General features: G+C 74.4%; 22 protein-coding genes. 5 read left to right on the forward strand and 17 right to left on the reverse strand.

Annotated features, from left to right (window positions below; genetic code table 11):
- Positions 1–4: 4 nt before the first annotated feature.
- From ABT048_RS14075 to ABT048_RS14090, 4 genes are all read right to left on the reverse strand, one after another.
- Complete coding sequence (locus tag ABT048_RS14075; RefSeq protein ID WP_350521734.1) at positions 5–1,114, reverse strand: NAD-dependent epimerase/dehydratase family protein; 1,110 nt, start codon at positions 1,112–1,114, stop codon at positions 5–7.
- Positions 1,115–1,265: 151 nt separating this feature from the next.
- Entirely contained in the window at positions 1,266–1,382 is a 117-nt protein-coding gene (locus ABT048_RS14080; RefSeq protein ID WP_425311139.1) for a 30S ribosomal protein bS22, read from the reverse strand.
- Between the two features lie 172 nt (positions 1,383–1,554).
- The gene (locus ABT048_RS14085; RefSeq protein WP_045699258.1) at positions 1,555–1,764 is read right to left on the reverse strand and encodes a helix-turn-helix domain-containing protein; all 210 of its coding nucleotides are present in this window, start codon (positions 1,762–1,764) and stop codon (positions 1,555–1,557) included.
- A 236-nt stretch (positions 1,765–2,000) separates the two neighbouring features.
- Positions 2,001–3,197, reverse strand: coding sequence for an acetoin utilization protein AcuC (locus tag ABT048_RS14090; RefSeq protein ID WP_350521618.1), 1,197 nt, complete (start codon positions 3,195–3,197; stop codon positions 2,001–2,003).
- A gap of 178 nt (positions 3,198–3,375) precedes the next feature.
- Here ABT048_RS14090 and ABT048_RS14095 point away from each other — a divergent pair, with 178 nt between their 5' ends.
- Entirely contained in the window at positions 3,376–3,906 is a 531-nt protein-coding gene (locus tag ABT048_RS14095; protein ID WP_350521619.1) for a hypothetical protein, read from the forward strand.
- A gap of 58 nt (positions 3,907–3,964) precedes the next feature.
- Here the strand turns inward: ABT048_RS14095 and ABT048_RS14100 are convergent, their stop codons facing one another.
- Both ABT048_RS14100 and proC read right to left on the reverse strand, forming a co-directional pair.
- Complete coding sequence (locus ABT048_RS14100) at positions 3,965–5,164, reverse strand: MFS transporter (RefSeq protein WP_350521620.1); 1,200 nt, start codon at positions 5,162–5,164, stop codon at positions 3,965–3,967.
- A 115-nt stretch (positions 5,165–5,279) separates the two neighbouring features.
- Complete coding sequence (gene proC, locus ABT048_RS14105; RefSeq protein WP_350521621.1) at positions 5,280–6,107, reverse strand: pyrroline-5-carboxylate reductase; 828 nt, start codon at positions 6,105–6,107, stop codon at positions 5,280–5,282.
- Positions 6,108–6,371: 264 nt separating this feature from the next.
- On the opposite strand from proC, the gene ABT048_RS14110 reads away from it, so the two are divergent.
- Positions 6,372–6,821, forward strand: coding sequence for a hypothetical protein (locus tag ABT048_RS14110; protein ID WP_350521622.1), 450 nt, complete (start codon positions 6,372–6,374; stop codon positions 6,819–6,821).
- A 134-nt stretch (positions 6,822–6,955) separates the two neighbouring features.
- On the forward strand, positions 6,956–8,284 hold the full coding sequence (locus ABT048_RS14115; RefSeq protein WP_350521623.1) for an SCO2583/SCO2584 N-terminal domain-containing protein: 1,329 nt from the start codon (positions 6,956–6,958) through the stop codon (positions 8,282–8,284).
- Positions 8,285–8,312: 28 nt separating this feature from the next.
- Here ABT048_RS14115 and ABT048_RS14120 read toward each other — a convergent pair whose 3' ends face one another.
- The 9 genes from ABT048_RS14120 to ABT048_RS14160 all read right to left on the reverse strand — a co-directional run bounded on the left by ABT048_RS14120 (position 8,313) and on the right by ABT048_RS14160 (position 20,565).
- Positions 8,313–8,879, reverse strand: coding sequence for a hypothetical protein (locus ABT048_RS14120; RefSeq protein WP_350521624.1), 567 nt, complete (start codon positions 8,877–8,879; stop codon positions 8,313–8,315).
- Positions 8,880–8,972: 93 nt separating this feature from the next.
- Entirely contained in the window at positions 8,973–10,817 is a 1,845-nt protein-coding gene (gene ilvD / locus ABT048_RS14125; RefSeq protein WP_350521625.1) for a dihydroxy-acid dehydratase, read from the reverse strand.
- A gap of 214 nt (positions 10,818–11,031) precedes the next feature.
- The gene (locus ABT048_RS14130) at positions 11,032–11,802 is read right to left on the reverse strand and encodes a class I SAM-dependent methyltransferase (protein ID WP_350521626.1); all 771 of its coding nucleotides are present in this window, start codon (positions 11,800–11,802) and stop codon (positions 11,032–11,034) included.
- A gap of 49 nt (positions 11,803–11,851) precedes the next feature.
- The gene (locus ABT048_RS14135; protein ID WP_350521735.1) at positions 11,852–12,655 is read right to left on the reverse strand and encodes a sugar phosphate isomerase/epimerase family protein; all 804 of its coding nucleotides are present in this window, start codon (positions 12,653–12,655) and stop codon (positions 11,852–11,854) included.
- A gap of 655 nt (positions 12,656–13,310) precedes the next feature.
- A complete protein-coding gene (locus ABT048_RS14140; RefSeq protein ID WP_350521627.1) occupies positions 13,311–14,273 on the reverse strand; it encodes a Ppx/GppA family phosphatase in 963 nt (320 codons plus the stop codon).
- Between the two features lie 156 nt (positions 14,274–14,429).
- Positions 14,430–15,818 (reverse strand): SUKH-4 family immunity protein, encoded by a 1,389-nt coding sequence (locus ABT048_RS14145; RefSeq protein WP_502894006.1) that lies wholly within the window; start codon positions 15,816–15,818, stop codon positions 14,430–14,432.
- An 811-nt stretch (positions 15,819–16,629) separates the two neighbouring features.
- On the reverse strand, positions 16,630–17,100 hold the full coding sequence (locus ABT048_RS14150) for a DUF5959 family protein (protein ID WP_350521629.1): 471 nt from the start codon (positions 17,098–17,100) through the stop codon (positions 16,630–16,632).
- Between the two features lie 88 nt (positions 17,101–17,188).
- Positions 17,189–20,083, reverse strand: a complete 2,895-nt coding sequence (locus tag ABT048_RS14155; protein WP_350521630.1) for a toxin glutamine deamidase domain-containing protein — start codon at positions 20,081–20,083, stop codon at positions 17,189–17,191.
- A 26-nt stretch (positions 20,084–20,109) separates the two neighbouring features.
- The gene (locus ABT048_RS14160; protein ID WP_350521631.1) at positions 20,110–20,565 is read right to left on the reverse strand and encodes a WXG100 family type VII secretion target; all 456 of its coding nucleotides are present in this window, start codon (positions 20,563–20,565) and stop codon (positions 20,110–20,112) included.
- A gap of 267 nt (positions 20,566–20,832) precedes the next feature.
- Here ABT048_RS14160 and ABT048_RS14165 point away from each other — a divergent pair, with 267 nt between their 5' ends.
- Positions 20,833–21,828: a DUF3109 family protein gene (locus tag ABT048_RS14165; protein WP_502894007.1), complete on the forward strand. Its 996-nt coding sequence runs from the start codon at positions 20,833–20,835 to the stop codon at positions 21,826–21,828.
- 7 nt (positions 21,829–21,835) lie between these two features.
- Here ABT048_RS14165 and ABT048_RS14170 read toward each other — a convergent pair whose 3' ends face one another.
- Both ABT048_RS14170 and ABT048_RS14175 read right to left on the reverse strand, forming a co-directional pair.
- Positions 21,836–23,005 carry an NADH-quinone oxidoreductase subunit D gene (locus ABT048_RS14170; protein ID WP_350521632.1) on the reverse strand — a complete coding sequence of 390 codons (1,170 nt, stop codon included), beginning with the start codon at positions 23,003–23,005 and terminating at the stop codon, positions 21,836–21,838.
- A 37-nt stretch (positions 23,006–23,042) separates the two neighbouring features.
- Positions 23,043–24,035 carry an SAM-dependent methyltransferase gene (locus ABT048_RS14175; RefSeq protein WP_350521633.1) on the reverse strand — a complete coding sequence of 331 codons (993 nt, stop codon included), beginning with the start codon at positions 24,033–24,035 and terminating at the stop codon, positions 23,043–23,045.
- Positions 24,036–24,164: 129 nt separating this feature from the next.
- Between ABT048_RS14175 and ABT048_RS14180 the strand changes: the two genes are divergently transcribed.
- On the forward strand, positions 24,165–25,397 hold the full coding sequence (locus ABT048_RS14180; RefSeq protein ID WP_350521634.1) for a sensor histidine kinase: 1,233 nt from the start codon (positions 24,165–24,167) through the stop codon (positions 25,395–25,397).
- The last annotated feature ends 26 nt before the right edge of the window (positions 25,398–25,423 follow it).

Raw genomic sequence — 25,423 nt, forward strand, 5'->3', positions numbered from 1 at the left:
GGGTTCAGCTCCTCGGTCGGCGGGGGCGGTTCGGTACGGCGCCCGGCGCGGCGGGGTCGGCCCCCTCCGGGCCGAGCAGCGCGGCCAGCCGGTCGGCGACGGCGGCCAGCCGCTCGGGCGGCAGCAGGCCCGGGCCCACGGCGGCGGCGAAGTCGGCGAAGGCCTCGGGCGTGGTGAACGCCGGGCGGTAGCCGAAGGTCTCGCGCAGCCGCGTGGTGTCCACCACCCGGCCGTGGGTGAGCAGCCGCAGCTGCTCCGGCGAGACGTCCACCAGCCGGGTCTGGCGGGCCAGGACGGCCATCCAGCTGACCGCGGGCAGCAGCAGCGGCAGGGTGGGCCGGCCCAGCCGGCGGGCGCACTGGGAGAGCAGCAGGACGCCCTCCCCCGCCACGTTGAAGGTGCCGGTGTTGACGGTGCCCGGCTCGGGCTCGCCGACGGCCCGGCAGAGCACGGCGACGGCGTCGTCCTCGTGGACGAACTGCAGCCTGGGGTCGTAGCCGAGGACGGTCGGCAGCACCGGCAGCGCGAAGTACTCGCTGAGCGGGGTGTCCGGGTTCGGGCCGACGATGTTGGCGAAGCGCAGCACCGTCACCGCGACGTCCGGGCGGCGCCGGGAGAAGCCGCGGACGTAGCCCTCGACCTCCGAGGCGTCCTTGGCGAAGCCGCCGCCGGGCGGGGTCTTCGGCTGGATCCGTTCGCTGAACACCGCCGGGTCGCGGGGGGCGGAGCCGTACACGCCGGTGGTGGACTTCACCACCAGCCGGCGCACCCCGGGCGCCTTCTGGCAGGCGCCGAGCAGCTGCATGGTGCCGATGACGTTGGACTCCTTCACCGCGGAGCGGTTGGTGGAGCCCAGGCCGGTGGCGCTGACGCTGAGGTGCACCACGGTGTCCACCTGGTGCTCGGCGAGCACCCGGGACAGCGCCGGTCGGCGCAGGTCGAGCTGGTGGAAGCGGTACGGGGCGGCCGGGCCGGGCGGCTCCTCGGCCGGCGTCCCGGGCGGCTGCACGTCCACGCCGACGACCAGGTCCACACCCGGACGGCGGCGGACCTCGGCGACGAAGCGGGCACCGAGATGGCGTGCCACGCCGGTGACGAGCACGACCACGCCCACGGTGCTGCACCCCATTTCCCTCGACCCGAGCGGCCTGCGTGCACCGTACCGCGCCGCCCCGCCGGGCCGTGAAACGACACCGCCCGCCCGGGCCGCGAGGGCCTGGGCGGGCGGTGGAAGCGCTGGGCGCGCTGGGCGCGGCCGGGGGCGCTTACTTCTTGTTGCGACGCTGAACGCGGGTCCGCTTCAGAAGCTTGCGGTGCTTCTTCTTGGCCATACGCTTGCGACGCTTCTTGATGACAGAGCCCACGGAACAACCCTCGCTCACTGAGACTCTCGTCCGTGAGAGACGGAGTCCATACGACTGACGTGAGGGCCTAGCCTACCGTCCGCGTGGCCGGGGCTGTAAATCGCACTCCCGGCAACCGGGAAACTCGCGGGAAATCCGGGGCGAACGGAGCCGGATCCGCGGCTGCGGATCCGGCCCCGCCGGCCCGGTGCTACGCGCTCTCAAGCCGCACGTACGACTCCTTGAGGTACTCGTGCACCGCCTGCTGGGGCACCCGGAAGGACCGTCCGACCCGGATGGCCGGCAGCTCGCCGCTGTGCACCAGGCGGTACACCGTCATCTTGGACACCCGCATGACCGCGGCGACCTCCGCCACGGTCAGGAAGACGACTTCCTGCAGGGGACGCTCCACGGAACTCATGACCATCACCCGACCCTTACCCGTGTGCAAGGCACCGGCTTCCCCTCCGGTGACTCCACCGGCACACGTGTATCCCCAGAGTAGTTATGCGTGGTACCAGTGGGAAGAGGGGAGGTGCAGTCCTCGTACGGTGAGAGATAGGACTGTTGCAGTACGTAGCCGATCGGCGGATCGGACCGCCCCGCGTACGCACGGCCCGGCCGGTGCCCCGCGGGCGCCCGGCCGGGGCGCCGGGTTCAGGCCAGGAGGCCGTGGTGGGGGAACACCGCACGGCGGCTGGCAAGAATGGCCTGATCGAGCCGGTCGGCCGGATCGTAACCCGCGTCGAAGTCGCGCCAGGCCGGGCGGGCGCCGTCGGTCATCCGCAGCGGGGCCGGGCGGCGGGTGCGGCGGTAGACCTCGGCGCGCCAGGACTCGGGGGTCTCGGTGGCCGGGTCGACGGGCCGTCCGGCGGCGGTGGCGACCAGGTGGGTCCAGGTGCGCGGGACGACGTCGACCACCGCGTAGCCGCCCCCTCCGGTGGCCACCCAGCGGCCGTCGGCGTGCCGGTGGGCGAGCTCGTGCAGTTCCTCCGCGATCAGCCGCTGGGCGTCCACGGTGACGGCGAGGTGGGCGAGCGGGTCCTCCAGATGGGTGTCCGCGCCGTGCTGGGTGACCAGGACCTGCGGCCGGAAGGCGTCGAGCAGCTCGGGCACCAGGGCGTGGAAGGCGCGCAGCCAGCCGGTGTCGCCGGTGCCGGCTGGCAGCGGCAGGTTGGCGGCGGAGCCGGGGGCGTCCGGGCCGCCGGTCTCCATCGGCCAGCCGGTCTGCGGGAAGAGCGTGGCGGGGTGCTCGTGCAGGGAGACGGTGAGCACCCGGGGGTCGTTCCAGAAGGCCTCCTGGACGCCGTCGCCGTGGTGGACGTCCACGTCGACGTAGGCGACCCGCTCGGCACCGAGTTCGAGCAGCCGGGCGATGGCCAGCGCGGGGTCGTTGTAGACGCAGAAGCCGGAGGCCTTGCCGGGCATCGCGTGGTGCAGCCCGCCGGCGAAGTTGACGGCGTGCGGGGTCTCGCCGCGCCAGACCGCCTCGGCGGCGGCCACCGACTGGCCGGCGATCAGCGCGGAGGCCGTGTGGACCGCGGGGAAGGCCCAGTTGTCGTCGGTGCCGAGGCCGTGCCGGGTGTCGGTCAGCTCGGGGTGGGCGGCGGCGTGCTTGACCGCCTCGACGTACTCCCGGGTGTGCACCAGCTGCAGGGTGGACTCGCCGGCGGGCGGTGCGGACCGGACGCTCACCCCGGGGCCGCCGTTCAGCCCGAGCGCCTCGACCAGGCGCATGGTGAGGGCCAGCCGGGTCGGGTCCATCGGGTGGCCGGGGCCGAAGTCGTAGGCGGTGACGGCCTCGTCCCAGAAGAGGTGCAGGCCGCAGGGGGTGTCACGCTCGGCTTCGGGCATGGCCTCCACCGTAGCGGGTGGCGGCGGGCGGGCCGCCGTCAGGGCGCGCCGGGGCGGCGGCGGGGCTCCGGTTGCGCGGCCGGGCTACGGCAGTTGTGGTGCCGCTGTGCGGCAGTCGTGGAGGTGCTTTGTTGAGGCGGTACAGACAAACGCTCCGCGCCTCCATATCCTCTCCGCCATGAAGCCATTCAGCGTGCAACGCCTTGGGGTAATTCTCGCTGCAATACTGGGACTTGGCCTGCTCTTCGCCGCCCAGCCGGCCTCCGCCGCGGTCAGCGGGACCGCCTTCGCCGTCGACAGGTCGACCGCGAAGGCCGGCGACCAGCTGACCCTGACGCTGTCGCTCACCAATACCGAGACCAGCGACATCTACTTCGCCTACGAGGCCGTCCAGCCGACCTGGCCGGCCAACTCGCAGGCCGGCGCCTTCACCGTCACCGGCTGCACCGGCGACACCGTCGACTGCGTGATCAACGGGAACAGCGCCAACTTCCACTTCGACGCGCCGATCGCACCGGGCGCCACCAAGACCGTCACGCTCACCGTGAAGATCTCCGACACCCCGCCGTGGAGCGCCACCACGCCGTACACGGTGAACTGGGCGCCGTACGTCTACTACGAGTTCGGCCAGGTCGGCGGCACCACCTCGGCCAAGGACCAGGGCTGGCCCTACGGCGTGACCGGGACGGAGACCACGATCCTCGGCTGATCCCGGCCGACCTCGTCCGGCGGGTGCGACCGCCGCCCCGTCGCCCCCGCTCCCGCCCTCACCCGGCGGGGGCGGGGGCCAACACCGGCGCCGGGGCGAAACGGTCGGCCAGCGGCAGCACGGCGAGCACCAGCAGCATCGGGGCGAGCAGGGCCCAGCGGTACGAACTCGCGTCGGCGATCGCCCCGACCAGCGGCGAACCGAGCAGGAACCCCACGTAGTTGAAGAGGTTGAGCCGGGCCACCGCGGCGTCCGAGTCGGCCGGGAAGAGCCGGCCGCCCGCCGCGAAGACCTGCGGGATGATCGCGCAGATGCCGAAGCCGAGCAGGGTGAAGGCGGCGATCCCCGCCCAGGGGGCGGGCGCGACCGCCGCCAGCCCGAACCCGAGCGCGGCCAGCGCCGCACCGCCCCGGACCACCGGGACGGCGCCGAAGCGCTGCACCGCACGGTCGCCCGCCGCGCGGCCGAGCAGCATCGCGACCATGTAGCCGAGATAGGAGAGCTTGGCGAGGTCCTCCCGGCTGCCCAGGCCGTCGGTGAGGTACTTGACGCTGTAGTTGGAGACCGAGGCGTCGGCGATGTACGCGAAGGCCATCGCCAGGCAGAGCGGCAGCAGCGGCCGCCAGGGGACGGACCGGGCGGCGGCCTCGGCGGCCTCCCGGACGGCGTCACCGAGTTCGGCCGGGCCGGCGAAGCGCGTGCCGGTGACCACCGCGAGCGGGGCGACCACCGCGGCGGCCGAGCCGAACAGCACCGGCAGCCCCAGGTCGTAGTGCGAACCGAGGCCCGCCAGGACGGCGCCGACGATGCCGCCCAGGCTGAACGCGGCATGGAAGCCGATCATGATCGAGCGGCCGTAGCGGTGCTGCAGGCCCACCCCGAGCATGTTCATACTGGCGTCCAGCGCCCCCACCAGCAGCCCGAACGCCCCCAGGGCGAGGGCGAGTTGCCACAGTGCGTCGCCGAGCCCGACGGCCGCCAGACTCAGGCAGACGGCCGGCTGGACCACTCTCAGCACTGCCCGCGCGCCGGTGCGCTTCACCAACTGCTCGGAGGTGATCGAGCCGACCCCGGCCAGGATCGGCACGGCCGCCAGGAAGACCGGCAGCAGCCCGTCGCTCAGCCCGTACCGGTGCTGGATCTCCGGGATGCAGGTGACCAGCAGCGCGAAGGTGGTGCCCTGCAGCAGGAAGCTGACGGCGAGCGCGGCCCGCCCGACCCTCAGGCCGGGCGGGACGTCGGACGGCGCGGCACTCATACGGACCTCCACACGGGCCTCCTGGCATCCTCGCTACCGGCCGGTAGGACGATGTTGGCGAGAGCGTAGGCGGTGCGCCGCGATTGCGGGAGGGGTCGCGCAGGGTCCGGGCGTACTACTTCCCGCCGGAGGCCAGCTCCCGGGAGCGGTCCCGGGCCGCCTCCAGCGCGGCCAGCAGCGCGGCCCGCACGCCGTGGTTCTCCAGCTCGCGGATGGCCGAGATCGTGGTGCCGGCCGGGGAGGTGACCGCCTCACGCAGCTTCACCGGGTGCTCGCCGGAGTCCCGCAGCATCACCGAGGCGCCGATCGCGGACTGCACGATCAGGTCGTGCGCCACCTGGCGGGGCAGGCCGAGCAGGATGCCGGCGTCGGTCATCGCCTCGACCAGGAAGTAGAAGTAGGCCGGGCCCGAGCCGGAGAGCGCGGTGGCCGCGTCCTGCTGGGACTCGGGCAGCCGCAGCGCCTTGCCTACCGAGCTGAAGATCTCCTCGGTGCGCGCCAGGTGCTCCTCGGTGGCGTGCGAGCCGCCGGAGATGACGCTCATCCCCTCGTCCACCAGGACCGGCGTGTTGGGCATCACCCGGACCACCGGGGTCCCGGCGGCGAGCCGCTCCTCGAACCAGGCGGTCGGAACGCCGGCCGCGGCCGAGATCACCAGCCGGTCCGCGCCGACGTGCGGGGCCAGCTCCTCCAGCAGGGTGCCCATGTCCTGCGGCTTGACCGCGAGGATCAGGGTGTCGGCGAGCTTGGCGGCCTCGGCGTTGGAGACGGCCACCACCCCGTACCGGGCGGCGAGTTCGGCCGCGCGCTCGGGGCGGCGGGCGGTCACCAGGACGTCCGCGGGGCTCTTGCCGGCCCGCAGCAGACCGGAGAGCAGGGCCTCGCCGATCTTGCCGGTGCCCAGGAAGGCGATCTTCTGTCCGTGTGCTGCGCTGCTGCCCATGGTCCGCTCCTTGCCTCGGTACTGCGGCCATCCTCGCACCGCGCGGCGGGGCCCGGCGGGACCGTCCGGTCCGTGGTCGCCCGGTTCGGGGCGGGGTGGGCGGCGGGGCCCTGGCGGGGTGCGCGGCCGGGCCGGGCGGGGTGCGCGGCCGGGCCGGGCGGGATGAGGGAAGGGCGGCGGGGGCCCACCGCCCGTGCGCCCCTAGGGAGAAAACCAGGGGGTTCCCCTATGGCCTCCGGGGCCGGGCGGGCGCACCGTTGAACCATGGCACACGACGAAATGTCCCGACGTGAGAACCGGCAACTCGCCGTCGCCTCGGCGACCGTGGGCCCGTGGCGGACGGCCGCGGGGGTCGGTGCGGTGGTGGGGGCGACATCCCTGGGGATCGAGGCGATCTCCGGGAACTGGTCGCTGAGCATGCTGGCCGGACCGGCCGGCTGGGCCCTGTTCTTCTTCTTCCTGGTCGGCACCGTCGGCGGGCAACTGCGCCGCGACACCGCCGACCGACGACTGCGCCGCTGGGCGAACGACCACCCGTGGCAGTCGGCGCTCCCGGCGGCCGGCGGGCTGCTCGTCCTGAACACCCTGGCGCAGCTGTTCCTCGGCGACGCCGGCCTGTTCGGCGCCTTCTTCATCTCGCTGCTACCGGCCGGCATCCTGCTGGCGATCGCCGGGGTGGTGGGCTCGGTCAAGCAGGCCCGGGGCAAGGACTGACGCCCGGCGCGGTTCCGGGCAGGCCGGGGTGAACCCGGGCGAAACGGGCTGAACCACCACCCGGTGCGCACGCGTTCACCACCCGGTGTGCCCCCGATCGACGCATCGTCACCCCCCGTCGTCATACTGGCGCGATGCCGATAGCCGAAGATCCGGAACCGCGCCCCACCAGGGGCGACGAGCCGGGCGGGTCCGACCCGTCCGGAACGGGTGCGAAGGACCCGTTCGCCGACCTCGTCCTGGACGAGGAGTTCGTCCGCAACGCCACCGTCGCCGAGCAGAGCGGGCGCACCCGCATGCTGGCCGCCCGGTGGAAGCACACCCCGCCGGTCGACCCGGGCGGCCGCCGCTCGGTCAACGACGGCCCGGCGCCCGCGCGCCGTTTCGGCCGCAAGCCGAAGCAGCCGGCGCTCGACCCCTGGGGCAACCCGCGCCCGCGCCGCCGACCGCAGTGGCGCACGCCGCTCTACGTCGTGCTGACCGTCGCCGTCCTGCTCGCGGCACTGAACATCGACGGGCTGCGCCGCTGGTACTCCGACCATTACGGGGGCAACTCGTCCTCGGCCGGACCGGTGCCGACCGTCGCCCCGGAGACAGCCAGGCCGACCTCGGCGCCGCCGACCGCCCCCGACGACACGCCGACCGTCGACCACCCGTGGAAGGGCTCCCCCGCCGAGGGCTGGCCGAACGGCGCGGAGGCCTTCGTGCTGCCCGACGCCAAGGCCATCGGCGTCTTCTCCGCCGACGAGGTCGCCGCCCAGCTCCAGTCGGTCAAGGCCTACCTGACGGCCGCCGACCTCGACCCCCAGGTGATCGCCGGCGCCCGCCCGGAGGCCGCCCTGGCGATGCTCGACCACGAGGAGCGGGCCTCCGCCGTCGCCGCCCTCGACCACCCCGGCAAGGACACCGACCCGACGGACTGGTTCACCCGCTTCGACCCGCGCGAGGCGGCCCTGGTCGGCGGCACCGTCAAGGTCCAGGGCCGGATGAGCATCGAGGGGGACGGTGACGGGGGCGTGCTGGTGCACACCGACTTCACCTTCGTCTACCCGCTGCAGCCGGGCCCCGACGCGGAGAAGCTGGCCTCGGCCCGCCGCCGCACGCAGGGCGCCACGCCGCCCGGCACCGCCCCGACCGGCACCGCCAAGCCCGTCGGCCTGGTCGTCCCGGCCGCCGACAACACGGGCAGCACCTGGACGGCCCGCACGATCGTCCGCAAGGTCGACGACTTCCGCTTCTACGACCCGAAGCGCTACAAGGTCGACGCGAAGAAGCTGGTCTTCGCCAAGACGCAGTCCGACGTGGGCAACAGCTCCTGCGACATCTACGACGGCTTCCTGCACCCGCAGTTCCAGCAGTTCGCCGATCACGACCCGGCACCGACCGGACCGACCAGCGACCCGTACGACCGGAGCAAGGACATCGCGCCGAACGAGCAGTGCGGGACGGCGAGCCGCAGCTGAACCCCGGCCGGGGCGCAGCCGGGCCGCGTCAGCGCTTGCGCTTGGCCCGGCTCGGCGGCGCGTCTGAGGGCCGGCCGCTACGGCCGGCCCGGCGCTTCTCGTACCGGGCCACGGCCCGCTGGTAGGAGGCGCGCTGCACCGCCTCGCCGGGCGCCTCGACCAGGCTGCGGGCGAAGTAGGCGGCCAGGGCGCCGGCGCTGCCGATGAGCCAGACCGCGCCGAGCGACTTGTCCTCGGCCATCCAGCCGGTCAGCTGGTCCTTGCCCTCGGTGAGCAGCTTCCAGGTGCGCCGAACGGACATCATCGAGCAGACCGCGATGGCGACGGTCATCAGCCCGTTGACGAAGGTCCCGTTGTCGGAGAGGGCGATGCCCTCGACGCCGAAGCGCAGCAGCAGCACCACCGCGGCCGTCGAGACCAGCGCACCGACGGACACGGCGACCCGGCGCAGCCAGTAGCCGCCGTCCCGGTTCAGCCAGCTGGTGCCGAACCAGCGGATCGGTTCCGGCTCGGGGCCGCCGACGGCCCTGGGGGCCGCGGCCGCCACGGGGGCTCCGGCGGCCTCGGGGGCGGGGGTGGGGGGCTGCTCGCTCACGCCGTCGATTATCACCCGACCGCCGCGGACGACGGAGGAGCCGTCCCGGCCTGCGGGACGGCTCCTCCTCGTACCGGCGGGTCCTGCCCGGTCTCAGCCGAGCTTGGTCACGTCGCGGACGGCGCCCTTGTCGGCCGAGGTGGCCATCGCGGCGTAGGCGCGCAGGGCCTGGCTGACCTGGCGCTCGCGGTTCTTCGGACGGTAGCCGCCCGCGGCCTCCAGGGCGCGGCGGCGCTCGGCCAGGACCTCCTCCGGGACCTCCAGGGAGATCGTCCGGCCGGGGATGTCGATGGCGATGGTGTCGCCGTCCTCGACCAGGGCGATGGTGCCGCCGGAGGCCGCCTCCGGGGAGGCGTGGCCGATGGACAGACCCGAGGTGCCGCCGGAGAAGCGGCCGTCGGTGACCAGCGCGCAGGCCTTGCCGAGGCCGCGGCCCTTGAGGAAGGAGGTCGGGTAGAGCATCTCCTGCATGCCCGGGCCGCCCTTGGGGCCCTCGTAGCGGATGACGACGACGTCGCCCTCCTTGACCCGCTTGGCCAGGATCGCCTCGACCGCGTCGTCCTGGGACTCGACCACGACGGCCGGGCCGCTGAACGTCCAGATCGACTCGTCCACGCCGGCGGTCTTCACGATGCAGCCGTCCTCGGCGAGGTTGCCGTACAGCACGGCCAGGCCGCCCTCGACGGAGTAGGCGTGCTCGACGCTGCGGATGCAGCCCTTGGCGGCGTCGGTGTCCAGCGACTCCCAGCGCTCGGACTGGGAGAAGGCCTCGGCGGAGCGGACGCAGCCGGGCGCGGCGTGCCACAGCTCGACGGCCTCGGCGGAGGGCGAGCCGCCGCGCACGTCCCAGGTCTTCAGCCACTCGGCGAGCGAGTCGGCGTGGACGGTGTGGACGTCCTCGTTGAGCAGCCCGCCGCGGTACAGCTCGCCGAGGATCGCGGGGATGCCGCCGGCCCGGTGGACGTCCTCCATGTAGTACGAGCCGTTCGGCGCGACCTTGGACAGGCAGGGCACCTTGCGGGAGATCGCGTCGATGGCCCGCTGGTCGAAGTCCAGCTCGGCCTCCTGGGCGGCGGCGAGCAGGTGCAGGATCGTGTTGGTCGAGCCGCCCATGGCGATGTCCAGGGCCATGGCGTTCTCGAAGGCGGCGCGGGTGGCGATCGCGCGGGGCAGGACGGAGGCGTCGTCACCGCCGTAGTAGCGGTTCGCGATCTCGACGACGTTGTGCCCGGCCCGCTCGTACAGCGCCCGGCGGGCGGTGTGGGTGGCGAGCACCGAGCCGTTGCCGGGCAGCGAGAGGCCGATGGCCTCGGTGAGGCAGTTCATCGAGTTGGCGGTGAACATGCCGGAGCACGAGCCGCACGTCGGGCAGGCGTTCTCCTCGATGATCGCGATGTCCTCGTCGGAGACGTTCTCGTTGACGGCCTGCGAGATCGCGTCGACCAGGTCGAGCTTGCGCACGGTGCCGTCGACCAGGGTGGCCTTGCCGGCCTCCATCGGGCCGCCGGAGACGAAGACGGTCGGGATGTTCAGGCGCAGCGCGGCCATCAGCATGCCCGGGGTGATCTTGTCGCAGTTGGAGATGCAGATCAGGGCGTCCGCGCAGTGCGCGTTGACCATGTACTCGACCGAGTCGGCGATCAGGTCGCGCGAGGGCAGCGAGTAGAGCATGCCGCCGTGGCCCATCGCGATGCCGTCGTCCACGGCGATGGTGTTGAACTCGCGCGGGATGCCGCCCGCCTGCTTGATCGCCTCGGAGACGATCCGGCCGACCGGCTGGAGGTGGGTGTGGCCGGGGACGAACTCGGTGAAGGAGTTGGCGACCGCGATGATCGGCTTGCCGAAGTCCTCGCGGGCTACGCCGGCCGCCCGGAGAAGCGCCCGGGCGCCTGCCATGTTGCGACCGTGGGTGACCGTACGGGACCTCAGCTCGGGCACTGTGCTCCACTCCTTCGGGCTCTCGCCGGCGCCCCGCCGGTGGGAGGGTGCGGGGGCCGCTGTGGCTACCGAGCCTACGCCCGCCGTCCGGGCGGCCGACGGGCCGTCCGCGATGCGGTCAGACGGCGAGTCGCGGGCGGGTGCACGGGTACGGGCGGGTGGGGGTGGGTGTACGGGTGCGGCCCGGCGCGGGTGCGGCCCGGCGCGGGTGCGGTCAGCTCGGGGTGACGGCCACGGTGAGGTCGAGGGCGAACGGCTCGACCACGACGCCGTCCGGGAACTCGGTGAACATGGCCTCCCGCTCGGCCGCCAGCACCGGCGCGCGTTCCTCGGGCGTCAGCGACGCCAGGTACGAGCGGGAGGTGAGGTCGGTCAGCACGTGGTCGACGGTGACCCGGCGCTCCCAGTGCAGCACCGTCCGCTCGACCGCGAGGCCGGCCGGCTCGAAGTGGCCGGTGAAGCTGCTGATCCCGCCGTAGCCGCGGTAGCGGGCGGGCAGTGCGGCGGCCATCCGCCGGTCCCGGGCGCGCACCCACGGCACGGTCTCGTCGTGGACGTTCCACCAGACGGCGACGGCGCCGCCCGGCCGCAGGACCCGGACCGCCTCCGGGACCGCCCGCTCCGGGTGCGTCCAGTGGAAGGCCTGCGCGTAGGTGATCAGGTCGGCCGAACCGTCGTGGAAGGGCAGGTCGTCCCCGCCGCCGCGGACCAGCGGCAGCGTGGGCGAGGAGGCCAGGAACTGCGCCGCCATGCCGGAGCTGGGCTCGACGGCGACGACCTCCGCGCCCCGGGCGGCCAGCAGTCGGGTGGCGATGCCGGTGCCCGCACCGACGTCCAGGACCCGCGCTCCCTTGAGGCCCCGGCCCCACAGCCGCTCCAGCGCGTCGAACAGCTCCGCGGGGTAGCCAGGGCGGGCCCGGTCGTACTCGGCGGCCACCGCCCCGAAGCTCCTGGCGGCCTCACGGTAGTCCTGCTCCTCCGTCATCTCTCCCCCTCCTTGCGGAAGTTCGCACCCGCAGCGGGGCGCACGGGGCTCAGCGTACGTGCGACGGGGTGGCCAGGTGCAAGCGGGTGAAGGCCAGTGCCTCGGCCAGATCGGCCTCCCGTTCGGCGGGCGACGCGGAGCGGCGGGTGTTGACCTCCAGCACCACGTGGCCGTCGAAACCGGTGCGGGCGAGGTGCTCCAGCAGCTCGGCGCAGGGCTGCTTGCCGCGGCCGGGGATCAGGTGCTCGTCCTTGCCGGATCCGCTGCCGTCGGCCAGGTGCACGTGGGCGAGCCGGTCGCCCATCCGCTCGACCATGGCGAAGGTGTCGATCCGGGAGGTCGCGACGTGCGACAGGTCGATCGTGAAGTGCCGGTACTCCTCGTCGGTGACGTCCCAGCCGGGCGCGTACGCCAGCACCTCGCGGTCGCGGTAGCGCCACGGGTACATGTTCTCGACGGCGAAGCGGACGTCGGTCTCGCCCGCCATCCGGTTGATGCCCTGGACGAAGTCCCGGGCGTACTGCCGCTGCCAACGGAACGGCGGGTGGACGACGACGGCACTCGCGCCGAGCTTCTCGGCCGCCGCCCGGGCCCGGACCAGCTTGGTCCACGGGTCGGTGGTCCACACCCGCTGGGTGATCAGCAGGCAGGGCGCGTGCACGGCCAGGATCGGCATCCGGTGGGCGTCGGAGAGCCGGCGCAGGGCCTCGATGTCCTGGCTGACCGGGTCGTTCCAGACCATCACCTCGACCCCGTCGTAGCCGAGCTTGGCGGCCAGCTCGAACGCCACGGCGGTGCTCGCCGGGTACACCGAGGCGGTGGACAGGACCACCTTGGTGTCGGGGATGTGCAGGGCCGGGTGCCTGGGCAGCACCAGCCGGTCGGTGGTGCGCAGCAGCGGCGGGCGGGCGGCCTCCCGGCGGGCGGCCTTGACCGAGCGCACCGACTGGACGGCCGCCTTGGCGGCGCCGGCGGCCCGGGCGGTGCGGGTCTCCTTCGGTGCGGCCTTGGCGGCGGCCCTGCGGGGGGCGGCCGTCGCGGTCGGGGTTGCGGTCGGACTTGCGGTCACGGACCGGCTCGGCTTCCCCGTCGGCCGCTCCGTCGCCTTCGGCTCGGCCTGGTTCGGCTCGGCCTGGTTCGGCTCGGCCTTCCTCGGCTCGGCTTTCCTCGGCGCGGTCCTGTGCGGCGTGGAGTTCTTCGGCACGGTCCTGCCGGACGCGGTCCCCTCGGCGGTGTCGTCCTTCTTCGCGGCGGACGTCTTCGTGGCGGACTTCTTCGCGGCGGACGTCTTCGCGGTGGCCTTCTTCGCGGTGCGCTGGGCCGCCTTGGCGGCCTTGGCGGCCTGCGCGGCGGTGGCGCCCTTGACCGCCTTGCCGAGCCGGCGGCGCGGGCCGTCCGGCCGCGACTGCCCGTCCCCGGGAGCGCGATCCTCCGGCGTTCCGTCCTCGCCCGCTGGTTGCACCACGGGAGACAGCGTAAGCGGAGCGCGCCCCGAACGGGACGCCGTCCTAGGGAGTGAGCTCCGGTCGGCGCCGGTCGGTGGGGCTGTCCATGGCGTCCAGACGGCGCAGGATGATGCCCTCGCGCAGCGCCCACGGACAGACGTCCAGCTCTTCGAGGCCGAACAGGTCCATCGCGGCGTCGGCGACCAGCGCACCGGCCAGCAGCTGCTTGGCGCGGCCCTCGGAGACACCGGGGATCTGCGCGCGCTCGGCGACGGTCATCGTGGCCAGCCTCGGCAGCCAGGCGGCCAGCCCGCTGCGGGTGAGCCGGCGGTCGGCGTACGGTCCGGCGTCGGCGGGGGCCGCGCCGGTCATCCGGGCCAGCTGCTTGAAGGTCTTGGAGGTGGCGACCGCGTGCTGCGGCGGCCCGAGCCGGGAGATCTCGCCGACGACGGTGGCCATCTCGGCCCGGATGTGGCGTCTGAGCTCGCGCAGCCCGTCCGGGTCGGCGACGTCCCCGGGCAGCCAGCGTCCGGTCAGCCGCCCGGCCCCCAGCGGCAGCGAGCAGGCGACGTCCGGCTGCTCGTCCAGACCGCAGGCGATCTCCAGCGAGCCGCCGCCGATGTCCAGGTTGAGCAGTCGGCCCGAGGACCAGCCGAACCAGCGGCGGACCGCCAGGAACGTGAGCCGGGCCTCGTCCTGCCCGGACAGCACCCGCAGCTCGACGCCGGTCTCGGCGGTCACCCGGCGCAGCACCTCCTCGCCGTTGGCGGCCTCGCGCACGGCGGAGGTGGCGAACGGCAGGATGTCGACGACACCCTTGTCCTCGGCGACCCGCAACGAGGACGCGACGTGGCCCACCAGCCGCTCGACGCCGGCCTCGCTTATCGCGCCGTCCGCGTCCAGCAGCTCGGCCAGGCGCAGTTCGGCCTTGTGGGAGTACGCGGGCACCGGGGCAGCACCCGGATGGGCGTCCACCACGAGGAAGTGGACCGTGTTGGAACCTACGTCGAGAACACCGAGTCGCATAAGTCTCCACGCTACGCGATCCGTGCCGGGGCGAGGGGGGTTGCGGTGGTGTTCGCGCTGGTCCGGCAGGCGCGGGGGCCTCGGGCGGGGCGGCCGTACCCGGTGATCCGAGGCGCCCGAGGGCCCTGTGGCGACGTCAGGTGCCCGGGCACCCCGTCACAGCAAGCCGTCCCACAGCTGCTCCACGATGACGGCCCACCAGTTCTCGGGATCGGCGAAGACCGTGCCGTCCACCTCCACCAGGGCTCGCTGCAGGCGGTCCACCGCCTCGCCCGCGGCCACCGGGTCCAGCCCGCGCAGGGCGGGCCACCAGCCGGCGAACGCCTCCAGGCAGCGGACGAAGGCGCGCAGGTCCGCGTTGCAGTGGCGGACGGTCGCGTAGTCCGGGTCCACCGCCCGGACGGCGCCGTCCGCCGTGTCGAGCGCCACCACGGCCCAGCCGTCCGTCCCCAGCACCAGCTGCCCGACGAGCGCCGACCGCTCGCGCTCCGCCACCCGGGCTCCCCGGCCGAGCGCGGCCAGGTGCGCGGCCAGCGGCGGCAGGACGGTGCCGGGGCGGGTACCGTCCGCGATCGCCTCCGTCCCGGGGTGGTGCAGCGCGAAGAACCCCGGCACGGCCGTCGGCACACCCACGGCCTGCAGCAACGCGGCCGCCTCGCCGGGGAGTTCGGCCCGCATCACGTCCGCCGCACCGAAGCGCTGCACGCCCGCCGGGCCGAACCGGTGCGCGAGCCGCGCGGCGAGCGCCGCGTCGGGCCCGGCCGGCTCGGTCAGTTCGACCGGCTCGGTCGGTTCGACCGGCTCGGTCGGCTCGGTCGGCTCGGTCGGACCGCTGCATGCCGGACCGTTCCGCACCGGACTGCCGTTCCGCACCGGGCGGGGGAAGGGCACCCGGTTGCGGGCCGGCCCGTCCGGGGGCGCGGGCAGCGCCCGTACGGCGGCGGCGCGGTGGTCGAACCGCGGGCCGTACGACAACACGAAGTCCATGCGGACGTGCGGGAGTTCGGCGGCCAGCGCGTGGGCGCAGTAGCCACCGGGCAGGGCGCTGGGCCGCAGGTCGCCCCGGACGGCGAGCACGTCCTCGGCCGCCACCCCCTGCTCGCGCAGCCACCACCAGCCGCGCAGCGCCGGATGCGGCAGGCCCGCCGCCGAGCGCAGCGCCAGCGACCGCTCCTCGCCCGCGCCGTCCCGGTACGTCAGCTCGACGCGGGCGCCCCGGCCGGTCACCGGCGGCCGGGTCGGGTCGTACCCGCCCGCGCCGACGTAATCCCGGTACAGCCCGACCACTTCGTCCACCGGCACCGAGGGCCACACCGTGAACCGACCGCTCTCCCGGTCCACCACGGCACAGGCTGCCCCGACCTCCTCGGGCGCCCGCCGCTCACCGGTCCGCGGATCCACCGCCACCCGTGCGGGCTCCGCCCACACCACCCAGCCGAGCTCGAACTCGTGCGCGCACACCCGCCTGAGCGCCCCGGACCCCTGCGGCAGATCCCCGTTGATCCACCGGTGCCCCGCCTCCACCGCCTGCGCCCGCGAAACCACCCGGCCACCCCCGTCCCCGACACCCAACCCGACCGCGCCCCGACCCTACGCCCCCACCCAGCCCCTACTCCCCCGTCCATCCCGGGCGCGAATATGACGACCGGTCTACATATCTACCCGAATCCAGCGGCCCCCGGGGCCTCAACAGCGCGCACAGAAAGTCGGCCCACCCAACTTCCTGCGCAAGCCGCCCGCTCTCGGCGGCACGAATATGAAGACCGGTCTACTGATTTGCTGCGGACCCCCGCCTCACACGCACAGAAAGTCGGCCCGGCCGACTTCTCACGCAACCTCGCCCACCCCGAGCCCAGAGTTATGACGCTCGGTCTACATAATCCCCGGGGCGCGGCCCCACCTGCACAGAAAGTCGGCCCGGCCGACTTCTCACGCACCCCCGTCCACCCCGAGCCCAGAATTATGATGCCCGGTCTACATAATTCCCGGGGCGCGGCCCCACCTGCACGGAAAGTCGGCCTGGCCGACTTCTCGCGCAACCCACCCACCGCCCGCCCAAAACTATGACGACCGGTCTACATATCCGGGCAGGGCCCGACGCCGCAGCACACCAGAAGTCGGCCCGGCCGACTTCTCGCGCAAGCCGCTCCCGATCCCGGACGCAGGGAATATGAAGACCGGTCTACATAACTGACCGCCGGCCTGCCCAAGATTGTCGAGCGCAGGAAGTCGGTCTGGCCGACTTCCTGCGCGAAACCCTGCTCGCTGAACCCGACAGCGGGCCTGGCCGCCGGATGGAATGCGGCCGCGGGGACGGGCACTGTGATGTCGGCGCGGCGGGGGCGGGCGGCGCTGTTCAGCTCCGGCGGGGTGGGCGCCATTCGTACGTCATGGGGGCCGTCTCCACGACGTCGCTGGGCCAGGTCTGCCGGACCCGCTCCAGTCGGTCGTGGTGCTCGTCCGTCCAGTTCTCCGGCGGACGGATCCAGAGCATCGCGCTGAGCCGGTCGGGATCGTCGATCGTCACGGCCAGGGAGCGGTCCTCCTGCATGTGGAGGGCCAGGCTGAGCCCGCGGTCCCCGCCGATGGTCGCGTCCGTTCCCGGGGCGAGGCGGCCGAGGTCCTGCTGCCAGGAGTCGAGGTCTCGCTGCGAGAGGTAGAGCTCCAGGCGGGCGTCGACGAAGTCGGTGTGCGCCAGGACCTCGGCCCGGAGCAGGTCGTGGCCGGTCGGCAGGCCCGGCTGCAGGCGGCCGGTGACGCGCACGATGCAGTGGTCGCCGTCCGCGTCCGCCAGGTGGATCAGGTCCACCGTGTCCTGTTCGGTCACCGTCGGCCTCGCTCTCTCGTGCTGGTCCGGCGCGTATCCTCCCGCATCGCCGTTCGCACGGTCCGCCCGCCCCACGACATCGCCCGGATCACGTCCGGCAGCCGGCGGTGAGGTCGAGGGGGCGGCCTTCCGGGCCGAGGGCGATCGCCCAGAGGCCTTGGGTGGCGGGGTGGAGGGGGGTGGGGGCCTGGCGGGCGAGTTGGTGGTCGAGGTAGGTGACCGTGTCCCGGTGGTTGACGGCGTTCCAGGCGTGCGGGCGGCCGTAGGCGTCGAGGGTGAGGAGGACGGCCTGGGAGCCGTGGCCGGCGCGACGGAGGTCGTCGGCGAGGCGGTCGAAGGCCTGGCCGCTGTCGCCCAGATCCCGGAAGGGGGCGCCGAGTTCGCGTTCGGCGCGGTCCCGGCCGCCGCGTTCGCCGGCGTCGCCCTCGGTGGGGATGCGCGGGGCGGCGCAGGTGGGCCGGCCGGTGTAGCACTCGACCGCGGAGAGGGCGATCTCCAGGCTGTTGTTGGCCCGGCCGGGTTCGCGGTGGCCTCCGTCGTTGACGGCCTCCGCCCAGCCGTCGACGGCCGGATCGGGGTGGCGGACGGGCAGTCCGTCCCCGTCGCGGGGCGCACGGCGTTCGAGCTCGGCCTGGTGTTCCGGGTCGACGGGGCCGAGCCCGCCGGGCAGCCCGTACGGGCGGCTGTCGGCGATGCTGCGCAGCCGGGTGGCCGGGTCTTCGGGGTGGGCTCCGTGTCGTGCGCGCAGGGCGAGTTGGAGGGCCATCGCGTGGGCGGTCGCGACCGGGACCGCGCCCCAGGCGAGGGTGGGGTCGGCGACGGTGGCGGCGGTGTCCCGGCGTCGGGCGTCCCCGTGGTGCGGCTCGGGTCGGCCGGGTACCGGGGTGGTGCCGACGAGCGGCGGCGCGGTCGGGGCCGGCGGTTCGGCGTGGGCCGGCGGGGGACCGAGGACGGGCGGCGGCGCGGCGCCGACCGGAGGCCGCGGTGCGGGAGCGCCCGGCCTGGGTTCGGCGGAGCCTGCCCCGGCCGCCCCTGCCCCACCAGCCCCTGCCCCACCGGCTCCCGACCCGCTGCCGCCTGCCCCGACACCGCTGCCGAACGGCGCCGCCGCGTTCGCGGGCCCACCCCCGCCCGCGAGCGGTCCGGGCCCGACGGCACCGATGGCACCGACGGCGCCGATGATTCCGGTCATACCGGCCGTACCGGCGGTACCTGCCAGGGGGTACCCGGCACCGTACGCCGCTGTCCCGAAGTGCCCGGCGACCCCGACCGGCCGGATCGCGGACGGAACGTCCACCGCCGGCCCGGGCGCGGCACCGGGCGCGGCACTCGGCACAACACCGGGCACGACGCCGGGCGACGAACCGGGCGCGGGCGGTGCGCTCACCGAGTCGGTCCGTACGGTCACCGGCCCGCCGCCGTGCGCCGGAGCGGAGCCGCCGGCCGCGGGGGCCTGGAGCGGGTAGTCCCCGTCCGACCCGCCCGCCGGGCCGCCGCCCTGGCGGACCGGCGCGGCGACGGACCGCCCGGACGCCCCGTCGTCCCGCGCGGGCGGCGTCCAGTCGCCGCCTCCGGCCGCCGCCCGGTGCTGCCCCTGCCACCCCCCGGTCGCGTACGAGGCCCCCGACGCCACCGCGCCGGCAGGCGCGCCCGTGGCGACGACGGTGTCCACCCGACCCGCGCTCGCCCCGGCCGGCGGCCCCGCGACCGCCCCCGGGTCCGCCACGACGGTCGAGGCCACGGTCACTGCGCCGGGCACCGCGCCGGGCACCTTCGGATCGGCCGTCCCGTCCACGCCCGGGCCGTCGAGCGGCTTCCCGTCCCGGCCGGCCGGGGTGTCCGGCGCCGCCGCCGGCCCGGCGAGCGGCACCCCGTGGATCTCCTTGCCGTGCTCGTCGGTGAGCACCGGCTGCCCGTGCTCGTCCAGCCGGACGGCCAGGTCGGCCACCCCGACGACCGGCTTGCCGTCCGGCCCGGTGACGACCAGCAGCCCGGAGGCGTCGTCCACCGGCGTGCCGTCGGCGCGGAGGATGACCGGCCGACCGTCCTGGCCGAGGACCGGCTGCCCGTGCTCGTCGAGCCTGACGGTGAGCCCGGGCACGCCGACCAGCGGCTTGCCGTCCCTCCCCGCGAGCAGGACCAGCCCGGAGCCGTCCGCGCCGAGCACGCCCGGTTCACCGAGGGCCACGGGCAGTCCGGCGGCACGCGGGTCGAAGGCGCCGGTGCGGTACGAGGCGGCGGTGACCCCGGTGCCCCGCGCGGTGCCGAGCCGGAGCAGGGCGACGGCGGCCGGCTCCTTGAGGGCTGCGGAGAGGGCGTCCTTCATGGCGCGGCCGAGTTCGCCGAGCAGCCCGCCGATCTTCAGCGCGGCAACCTCGACGGCGATCGCCGCCACACCCGCCGCGACCTGTTCGGTGGCGGCGTTCTTCACGTCGGCCGCGAGACCGCCGACGGCCTTCCTCAGCCCGCCGACCACCCCGTCCGCCCCTGCGCCTGTCCCCGCGCCCGCGCCTGTCCCCGTGCCCGCCGCGGTCCCCGTCCCCGGACCGGCGTCGGCCGCCGCGGCGACCCTGCCCGCCGCCTCCTTGGCCGCGGCGGCCCGCTGCTCGGCCTGCGCGAGGTCGGCGGCGAGCTGCTGCAGGGTTGCGATGATCTCGGCCTTGCAGGTGTCCACGGCCCTGGCGGCCGTGTCGAAGGCGGCGGCGACCAGCGCGACCGCGGCGTGCGCGTCGTCCAGGTGTCCCTTGCCGCCGCCGCTGAAGGTCTGCCAGTACGCGCCGAAGGACTCGACCGCGTGGCCGGAGTTGTCGGCGGTGACGCGCCGGACGGACTCACCGCAGCGGCGGGTGAGGCGGTCGGCCTCCTTGCCGAACTCCCGCCAGACCCCGGCCGCCTTGCGCAGGCCCTCCTCGTCGGCCTGCGGCCACAGGTGGCCGGTCCTGGCCAGCACCGGCACCAGTTCTTCGGGCAGTTTCCGGGACACGCGCTTCCCCCTCCGAGCCGGGTCCGTCAGACCGACATGTCCGTGGGGACGGCGGGGGCCGCCCCCGGGGTTGCCCCCGTCGTCGAGTAGACCGCGGAGACCGCCGACGCTCCGGGCCCGACCCCCGTCCCGCCCTCGACCGCGGCGCCGAACCCGCCGGCCGCCGAGGTGTCCGTGTCCGTCGTCCGCTCGGCCATCGTGTGCAGCCCGGTCCCGACCTTGCCCACCTGCCCGGCCAACCCTCGCAGCCCGCCGACGAGTTCGCCGTGCGCCGGGCCGTACGCGGCGGCGAAGCCGCTGCCGGGCGCGTCCGTTCCCCAGGGGGTGCCGAGCGCGGCGAGGTCCCGTTCCAGGGCGGCCACGGCCTTCGTCAGCTCACCCCCGAGCTTCTCGAACTCCCGCCCCTCGCCGTGCAGTTCCCACGGCTTGAGGACGAACCCGCCACCCGCACGGTCGGACGCCCCGGTGCTGCCGCCTGCCATCCCCGTACCTCCCCGTAGCGGACCGGCCGCCATCCTAGGCACGCCCGGGCCTCCGCCCGCAGCGCCCGCCGGACCTCTTCACCCCGCCTTCACCCGCACCGAGCCCGGCGCCCACCACCACGAGCCCACCGCCCACCGCCCACCCCCGCGACGGCCCCGCACCCGGCCCCCACCCAGCCCCCCACCCACCGCGACCCACCCCCGCCCGAAACCGCCGCCACGCCCTCAGCCCCGCCACCACCCCCGCGGAAGCTCTACCCTTGCCGGGTGGCACCAGCAGAAACGTCCAAGAAGAAGGCCAAGGCGAAGCCCGAGGCCTCCCCCGCCCCCGTCGACCTCGCGATGCCGACCCTGCGCCGCGAGATCCCGCGCGACGAGGTCCCGCTCGACTTCCCGCGCGCCTGGGTCGAGTTCGCCGACCCCGCCGACGAGGAGCAGGTCTTCCGCTGCGACCTCACCTGGCTGACCTCCCGCTGGTCCTGCGTCTTCGGCCAGGGCTGCCACGGCATCCGCGAGGGCCGCGGCGAGTCGGACGGCTGCTGCACGCTGGGCGCGCACTACTCGGACGAGGACGACGAGCAGCGCGTCCTGGGCCACGCGGCGCGGCTGACCCCCGAGCTGTGGGAGAACTTCGCCGAGGGCACGGACGCCAAGGGCCGGCTCGTCTCCGACGGTGGCATCACGATGCTGGACGAGGACGGCGACCGCCAGACCCGCCGGGTCAACGGCGCCTGCATCTTCGTGAACAGCCCGGACTTCGCGGGCGGCGCCGGCTGCGCCCTGCACGCGCTCGCCCTCAAGGAGGGCCGCGAGCCGCTGGAGACCAAGCCGGACGTCTGCTGGCAGCTGCCGATCCGCCGCACCTACGACTGGATCGACCGCCCGGACGACACCCGCTACCTGCAGGTCTCGATCGGCGAGTACGACCGCCGCGGCTGGGGTCCGGGCGGCCACGACCTGCACTGGTGGTGCACCGGCGCCCCGGCGGCCCACCAGGGCGCGGAGCCGGTGTACGTGAGTTACCGCCCCGAGCTCACCGAGCTGATGGGCCGGGCCGGGTACGACGTGCTGGCCCGCCTGTGCGAGGAGCGGATCGCCACCAAGGGGGACCGCAAGGTCGCCCCGCACCCGGCCGACCCCACCACGAAGGCCGCTGCCACGAAGGCCGCCACCACCGAGGCCGCCACCACCGAGGCCGCGACCACCAAGGCCACCGGCAACAAGGCAGGGAAGGCCGGGAAGACCGGAAAGGCCGGGAAGTAGGACCGACCTACTTGTCGATGTCGCCGACCACGAAGAACATCGACCCCAGGATCGCCACCATGTCCGCGACCAGCGTCCCCGGCAGCAGCTCGCCCAGCGCCTGGATGTTGTTGAAGGACGCCGAGCGCAGCTTGAGCCGCCACGGCGTCTTGTCGCCGCGCGAGACCAGGTAGTAGCCGTTGATCCCGAGCGGGTTCTCGGTCCACGCGTAGGTGCTGCCCTCGGGTGCCTTGAGCACCTTGGGCAGCCGCTGGTTGACCGGCCCGGCGGGCAGGGTGGCGAGCTTGTCGAGGCAGGCGTCGGCGAGGTCGAGCGAGTTGAGGGTCTGCTCCAGCAGGCACTCGAAGCGGGCCAGGCAGTCGCCCTCCTCGCGGGTGACCACGGTGAGCACCTGCCGCAGTTCCTCGGAGCCGTACGCGAGGTAGGGCTCGTCGCGGCGCAGGTCGAGGTCGAGGCCGCTGGCGCGGGCGATCGGGCCGCTGACGCCGTACGCCTGGGCCTGCGCCCGGGTGAGGACGCCGACGCCGGCGGTGCGGGCGCGGAAGATCTCGTTGCCGAGGACGAGCTCCTCGAAGACGGGCATCTGCGAGCGGACGGTCGCGACGGCGGTGCGGACCCGGCCGAGCCAGCCGGCCGGGAGGTCCTCCTTGAGGCCGCCGACCCGGTTGAACATGTAGTGCATCCGGCCGCCGGAGGCCTCCTCCAGCACGTGCTGGAGGTCCTCGCGGCCGGTGAAGGCGTGGAAGATCGGGGTGATCCCGCCCAGCTCCAGCGGGTAGGAGCCGAGGAACATCAGGTGGTTGAGCACCCGGTTGAGCTCGGCGAGCAGGGTGCGGATCCACACCGCCCGCTCGGGGACCTCCATGCCGAGCATCCGCTCGACGCCGAGGACGACGCCGAGTTCGTTGGAGAACGCGGAGAGCCAGTCGTGCCGGTTGGCCAGCATGATGATCTGCCGGTAGTCGCGGGCCTCGAAGAGCTTCTCCGCGCCCCGGTGCATGTAGCCGATCACCGGCTCGGCGGTGACGATGCGCTCGCCGTCCAGCAGCAGGCGCAGCCGCAGCACGCCGTGCGTGGCCGGGTGCTGCGGGCCGATGTTGAGCACCATGTCGGTGGTGCCCGCCTCGCCGGTGAAGTTCTCGGCTCCCGCCCCGATGCCGACCGTGGTCTCCCTCATGTCCCCAGAGTCTGCCATCCCGGCGGGGGCTCCCGGATCAGTGCCCCTCGAAGATCTCAAGGGGCGACATGCCGACGGCCTGGAGCAGCCATCCGAACCCGCCCAGCCCGTTCGGGTCGGTCAGCTCGGCCGCTTCCCCCGCCCGGCTCAGCGCCCGCAGGTAGCCCGCGGGGTCGGTGGAGGCGAGGGCGAGCGGCGGGCGGCCGCCGCTCACGCCGAGCGCGCGCAGGGCCTCGCGCTGCGTCGTCCACAGGCTGTGGAGGGCGGGCGCGGCGACGGCGTCCAGGGCCACGTGCGCGGTGACGTCGCAGGAGCCGTCCGGCACCGGGGCGACCTCCCTGCCGTCCCGGAAGCCGGTGAAGGTGCCGAAGGGCGGCCGCCGCCCCGCCGTGTGCCCGTAGTCGACCGCGACGGCCAGGCCGCGCTCCAGCCCGGCGACGGCCCGCGCCCAGGCGGCGTCCCGGGATCCGCCGAACTCGACCACCTCCCCGGGCTCCGCGACCGGCCACCAGCGCTCGGCCCAGGCCGAGTCCGCCTCCGACACCTCGGCGCCCGGTCGCACCGCGCCGGTCGCGGTGTCCACCTCGACGTAGCGCAGCACCCCGTCCTCGTCCACCTCGCCGGCGTCCAGCGGCACGTTGTCCAGCCACTCGTTGGCGAACAGCAGCCCGGTCACGCCCTGCGGCAGCTCGTCCGTCCACAGGGCTGTGGACGGAAGTCCGTCCGGGCGCCGCGCGATCTCCACGCCGTACGGGCGCAGCCGCGCCAGCACCCCGGCGGGCAGCTCGGCCAGCACGCCGGTCAGCAGTTCCCCCCGCCCGGCCCCCACGTCCACGAAGGCCAGCTCCTCCGGACGACCGAGGGCCGCGTCAACCTCAAGGAGCAGCCGGGCCACCGCACGGGCGAACCCGGGCGAGGCGTGCACCGAGGTGCGGAAGTGCCCGGCGGGGCCCTCCGGCCTGCGGTAGAAGCCCCGCTCGGGGTCGTACAGGGCCTGTTCCATGGCGGGCGCCCACCGCATCCAAGTCATGGGGCGGGACGCTACCCGGCGGTTCGTGGACCCTCCCAATCGGAGCGGGTGCTTCTCCGACCTACGGAGTAGGACGGATCGCCCTACCGGCGGACCTGGACACACTGAGCGACTGCCTACGCTGGACACGTGCATCGACTCAACGCCTGGCTCCGCCGTCACCCCATGGTGGTCGACTCCGCCTGGGCGGCGATGGTGCTCTTCATCGGCCTGGTGCCGAACGACAACATCCCCGACGACGGCTGGCGCTTCGGCGCGGACGTCCTGGTCGCGCTGGTGCTGCCCGCGCTGATGGTCTTCCGGCGCCGCTACCCGGACGTCACGGTGGCCGCGGCCGCCGGCCTGGGCGTCAGCCAGGTGCTCGCCGACGTCGAGCCGGGCGGGTCCTCGATCGCCTACCTGGTCTTCGCCTACACCGGCGCCGCCTTCGGCCAGAAGTGGACGTCCCGGCTGGCACTGACCGCCGGGCTGGCCGCCGGGCCGCTGGTGTTCTGGCAGATGCACCCGGTGAAGACGGTCCGCGAGAGCGCCGGCCACTACGTCAGCCGCTCGTACGGCCTCGGCGAGGCGGCACTGATCATGCTGCTGATGAGCACGCCGTTCATCCTGTGCTGGGCGTGGGGCCGGCTGACGAGGGTGCGCCGCGCCTACCTGACCGAGCTGGAGGACCGCGCCGCCCGGCTGGAGCGCGAGCGGGACGCCCAGGCCAAGGTGGCGGTGGCCGCCGAGCGGGCCCGGATCGCCCGCGAGCTGCACGACGTGGTCGCGCACAACGTCTCGGTCATGATCGTCCAGGCCGACGGCGCCGCGTACGTCCTCGACAACTCCCCGCAGCAGGCGAAGGAGGCGCTCGGCACGATCGCCTCGACCGGCCGTCAGGCGCTGGTCGAGATGCGCCGCCTGCTGGGCGTGCTGCGCACCTCCGACACCACCGCCGAGGAGTACGTGCCGCAGCCCGGCGTGGAGGAGCTGCCGGAGCTGCTGGAGCAGGTCCGCACCGCCGGGCTGCAGGTGGACTACGCGACCTCCGGGCACCCGCGCGAGCTGCCGCGCGGGGTCGAGCTGACGGTCTACCGGATCGTCCAGGAGGCGCTCACCAACGTCCGCAAGCACGGCGGCCCCGACGTGCACGCCCGGGTCGCGGTCGACTTCGGCGAGCGCGAGCTGGCCGTGCTGGTGGAGGACGACGGCCGCGGCAGCACCGACGAACAGCTGGCCTCCGGCGGCACGGACGGCCTCGGCCACGGCCTGATCGGCATGCGCGAGCGGGTCGGCATGGTCAGCGGCCGGCTCGACGTGGGCCCCCGCCCCGGCGGTGGTTTCCGGATCCGCGCCGTCCTGCCGCTGAAGGCCGCACACTGATCCTCCGCCCCACTTTCTAGGAGCCA

Source organism: Kitasatospora sp. NPDC096140 (genome assembly GCF_040303045.1).
Taxonomy (GTDB): domain Bacteria; phylum Actinomycetota; class Actinomycetes; order Streptomycetales; family Streptomycetaceae; genus Kitasatospora.

Excerpts from the sequence above, each read along its gene's own strand:
- ABT048_RS14085 (WP_045699258.1), bottom strand. The coding sequence starts at position 1,764 with ATGAGTTCCGTGGAGCGTCCCCTGCAGGAAGTCGTCTTCCTGACCGTG.
- ABT048_RS14090 (WP_350521618.1), bottom strand. The coding sequence starts at position 3,197 with ATGCCCGAAGCCGAGCGTGACACCCCCTGCGGCCTGCACCTCTTCTGG.
- ABT048_RS14095 (WP_350521619.1), top strand. The coding sequence starts at position 3,376 with ATGAAGCCATTCAGCGTGCAACGCCTTGGGGTAATTCTCGCTGCAATA.
- ABT048_RS14100 (WP_350521620.1), bottom strand. The coding sequence starts at position 5,164 with ATGAGTGCCGCGCCGTCCGACGTCCCGCCCGGCCTGAGGGTCGGGCGG.
- proC (WP_350521621.1), bottom strand. The coding sequence starts at position 6,107 with ATGGGCAGCAGCGCAGCACACGGACAGAAGATCGCCTTCCTGGGCACC.
- ABT048_RS14110 (WP_350521622.1), top strand. The coding sequence starts at position 6,372 with ATGGCACACGACGAAATGTCCCGACGTGAGAACCGGCAACTCGCCGTC.
- ABT048_RS14115 (WP_350521623.1), top strand. The coding sequence starts at position 6,956 with ATGCCGATAGCCGAAGATCCGGAACCGCGCCCCACCAGGGGCGACGAG.
- ABT048_RS14130 (WP_350521626.1), bottom strand. The coding sequence starts at position 11,802 with ATGACGGAGGAGCAGGACTACCGTGAGGCCGCCAGGAGCTTCGGGGCG.
- ABT048_RS14140 (WP_350521627.1), bottom strand. The coding sequence starts at position 14,273 with ATGCGACTCGGTGTTCTCGACGTAGGTTCCAACACGGTCCACTTCCTC.
- ABT048_RS14160 (WP_350521631.1), bottom strand. The coding sequence starts at position 20,565 with ATGGCAGGCGGCAGCACCGGGGCGTCCGACCGTGCGGGTGGCGGGTTC.
- ABT048_RS14170 (WP_350521632.1), bottom strand. The coding sequence starts at position 23,005 with ATGAGGGAGACCACGGTCGGCATCGGGGCGGGAGCCGAGAACTTCACC.
- ABT048_RS14175 (WP_350521633.1), bottom strand. The coding sequence starts at position 24,035 with ATGACTTGGATGCGGTGGGCGCCCGCCATGGAACAGGCCCTGTACGAC.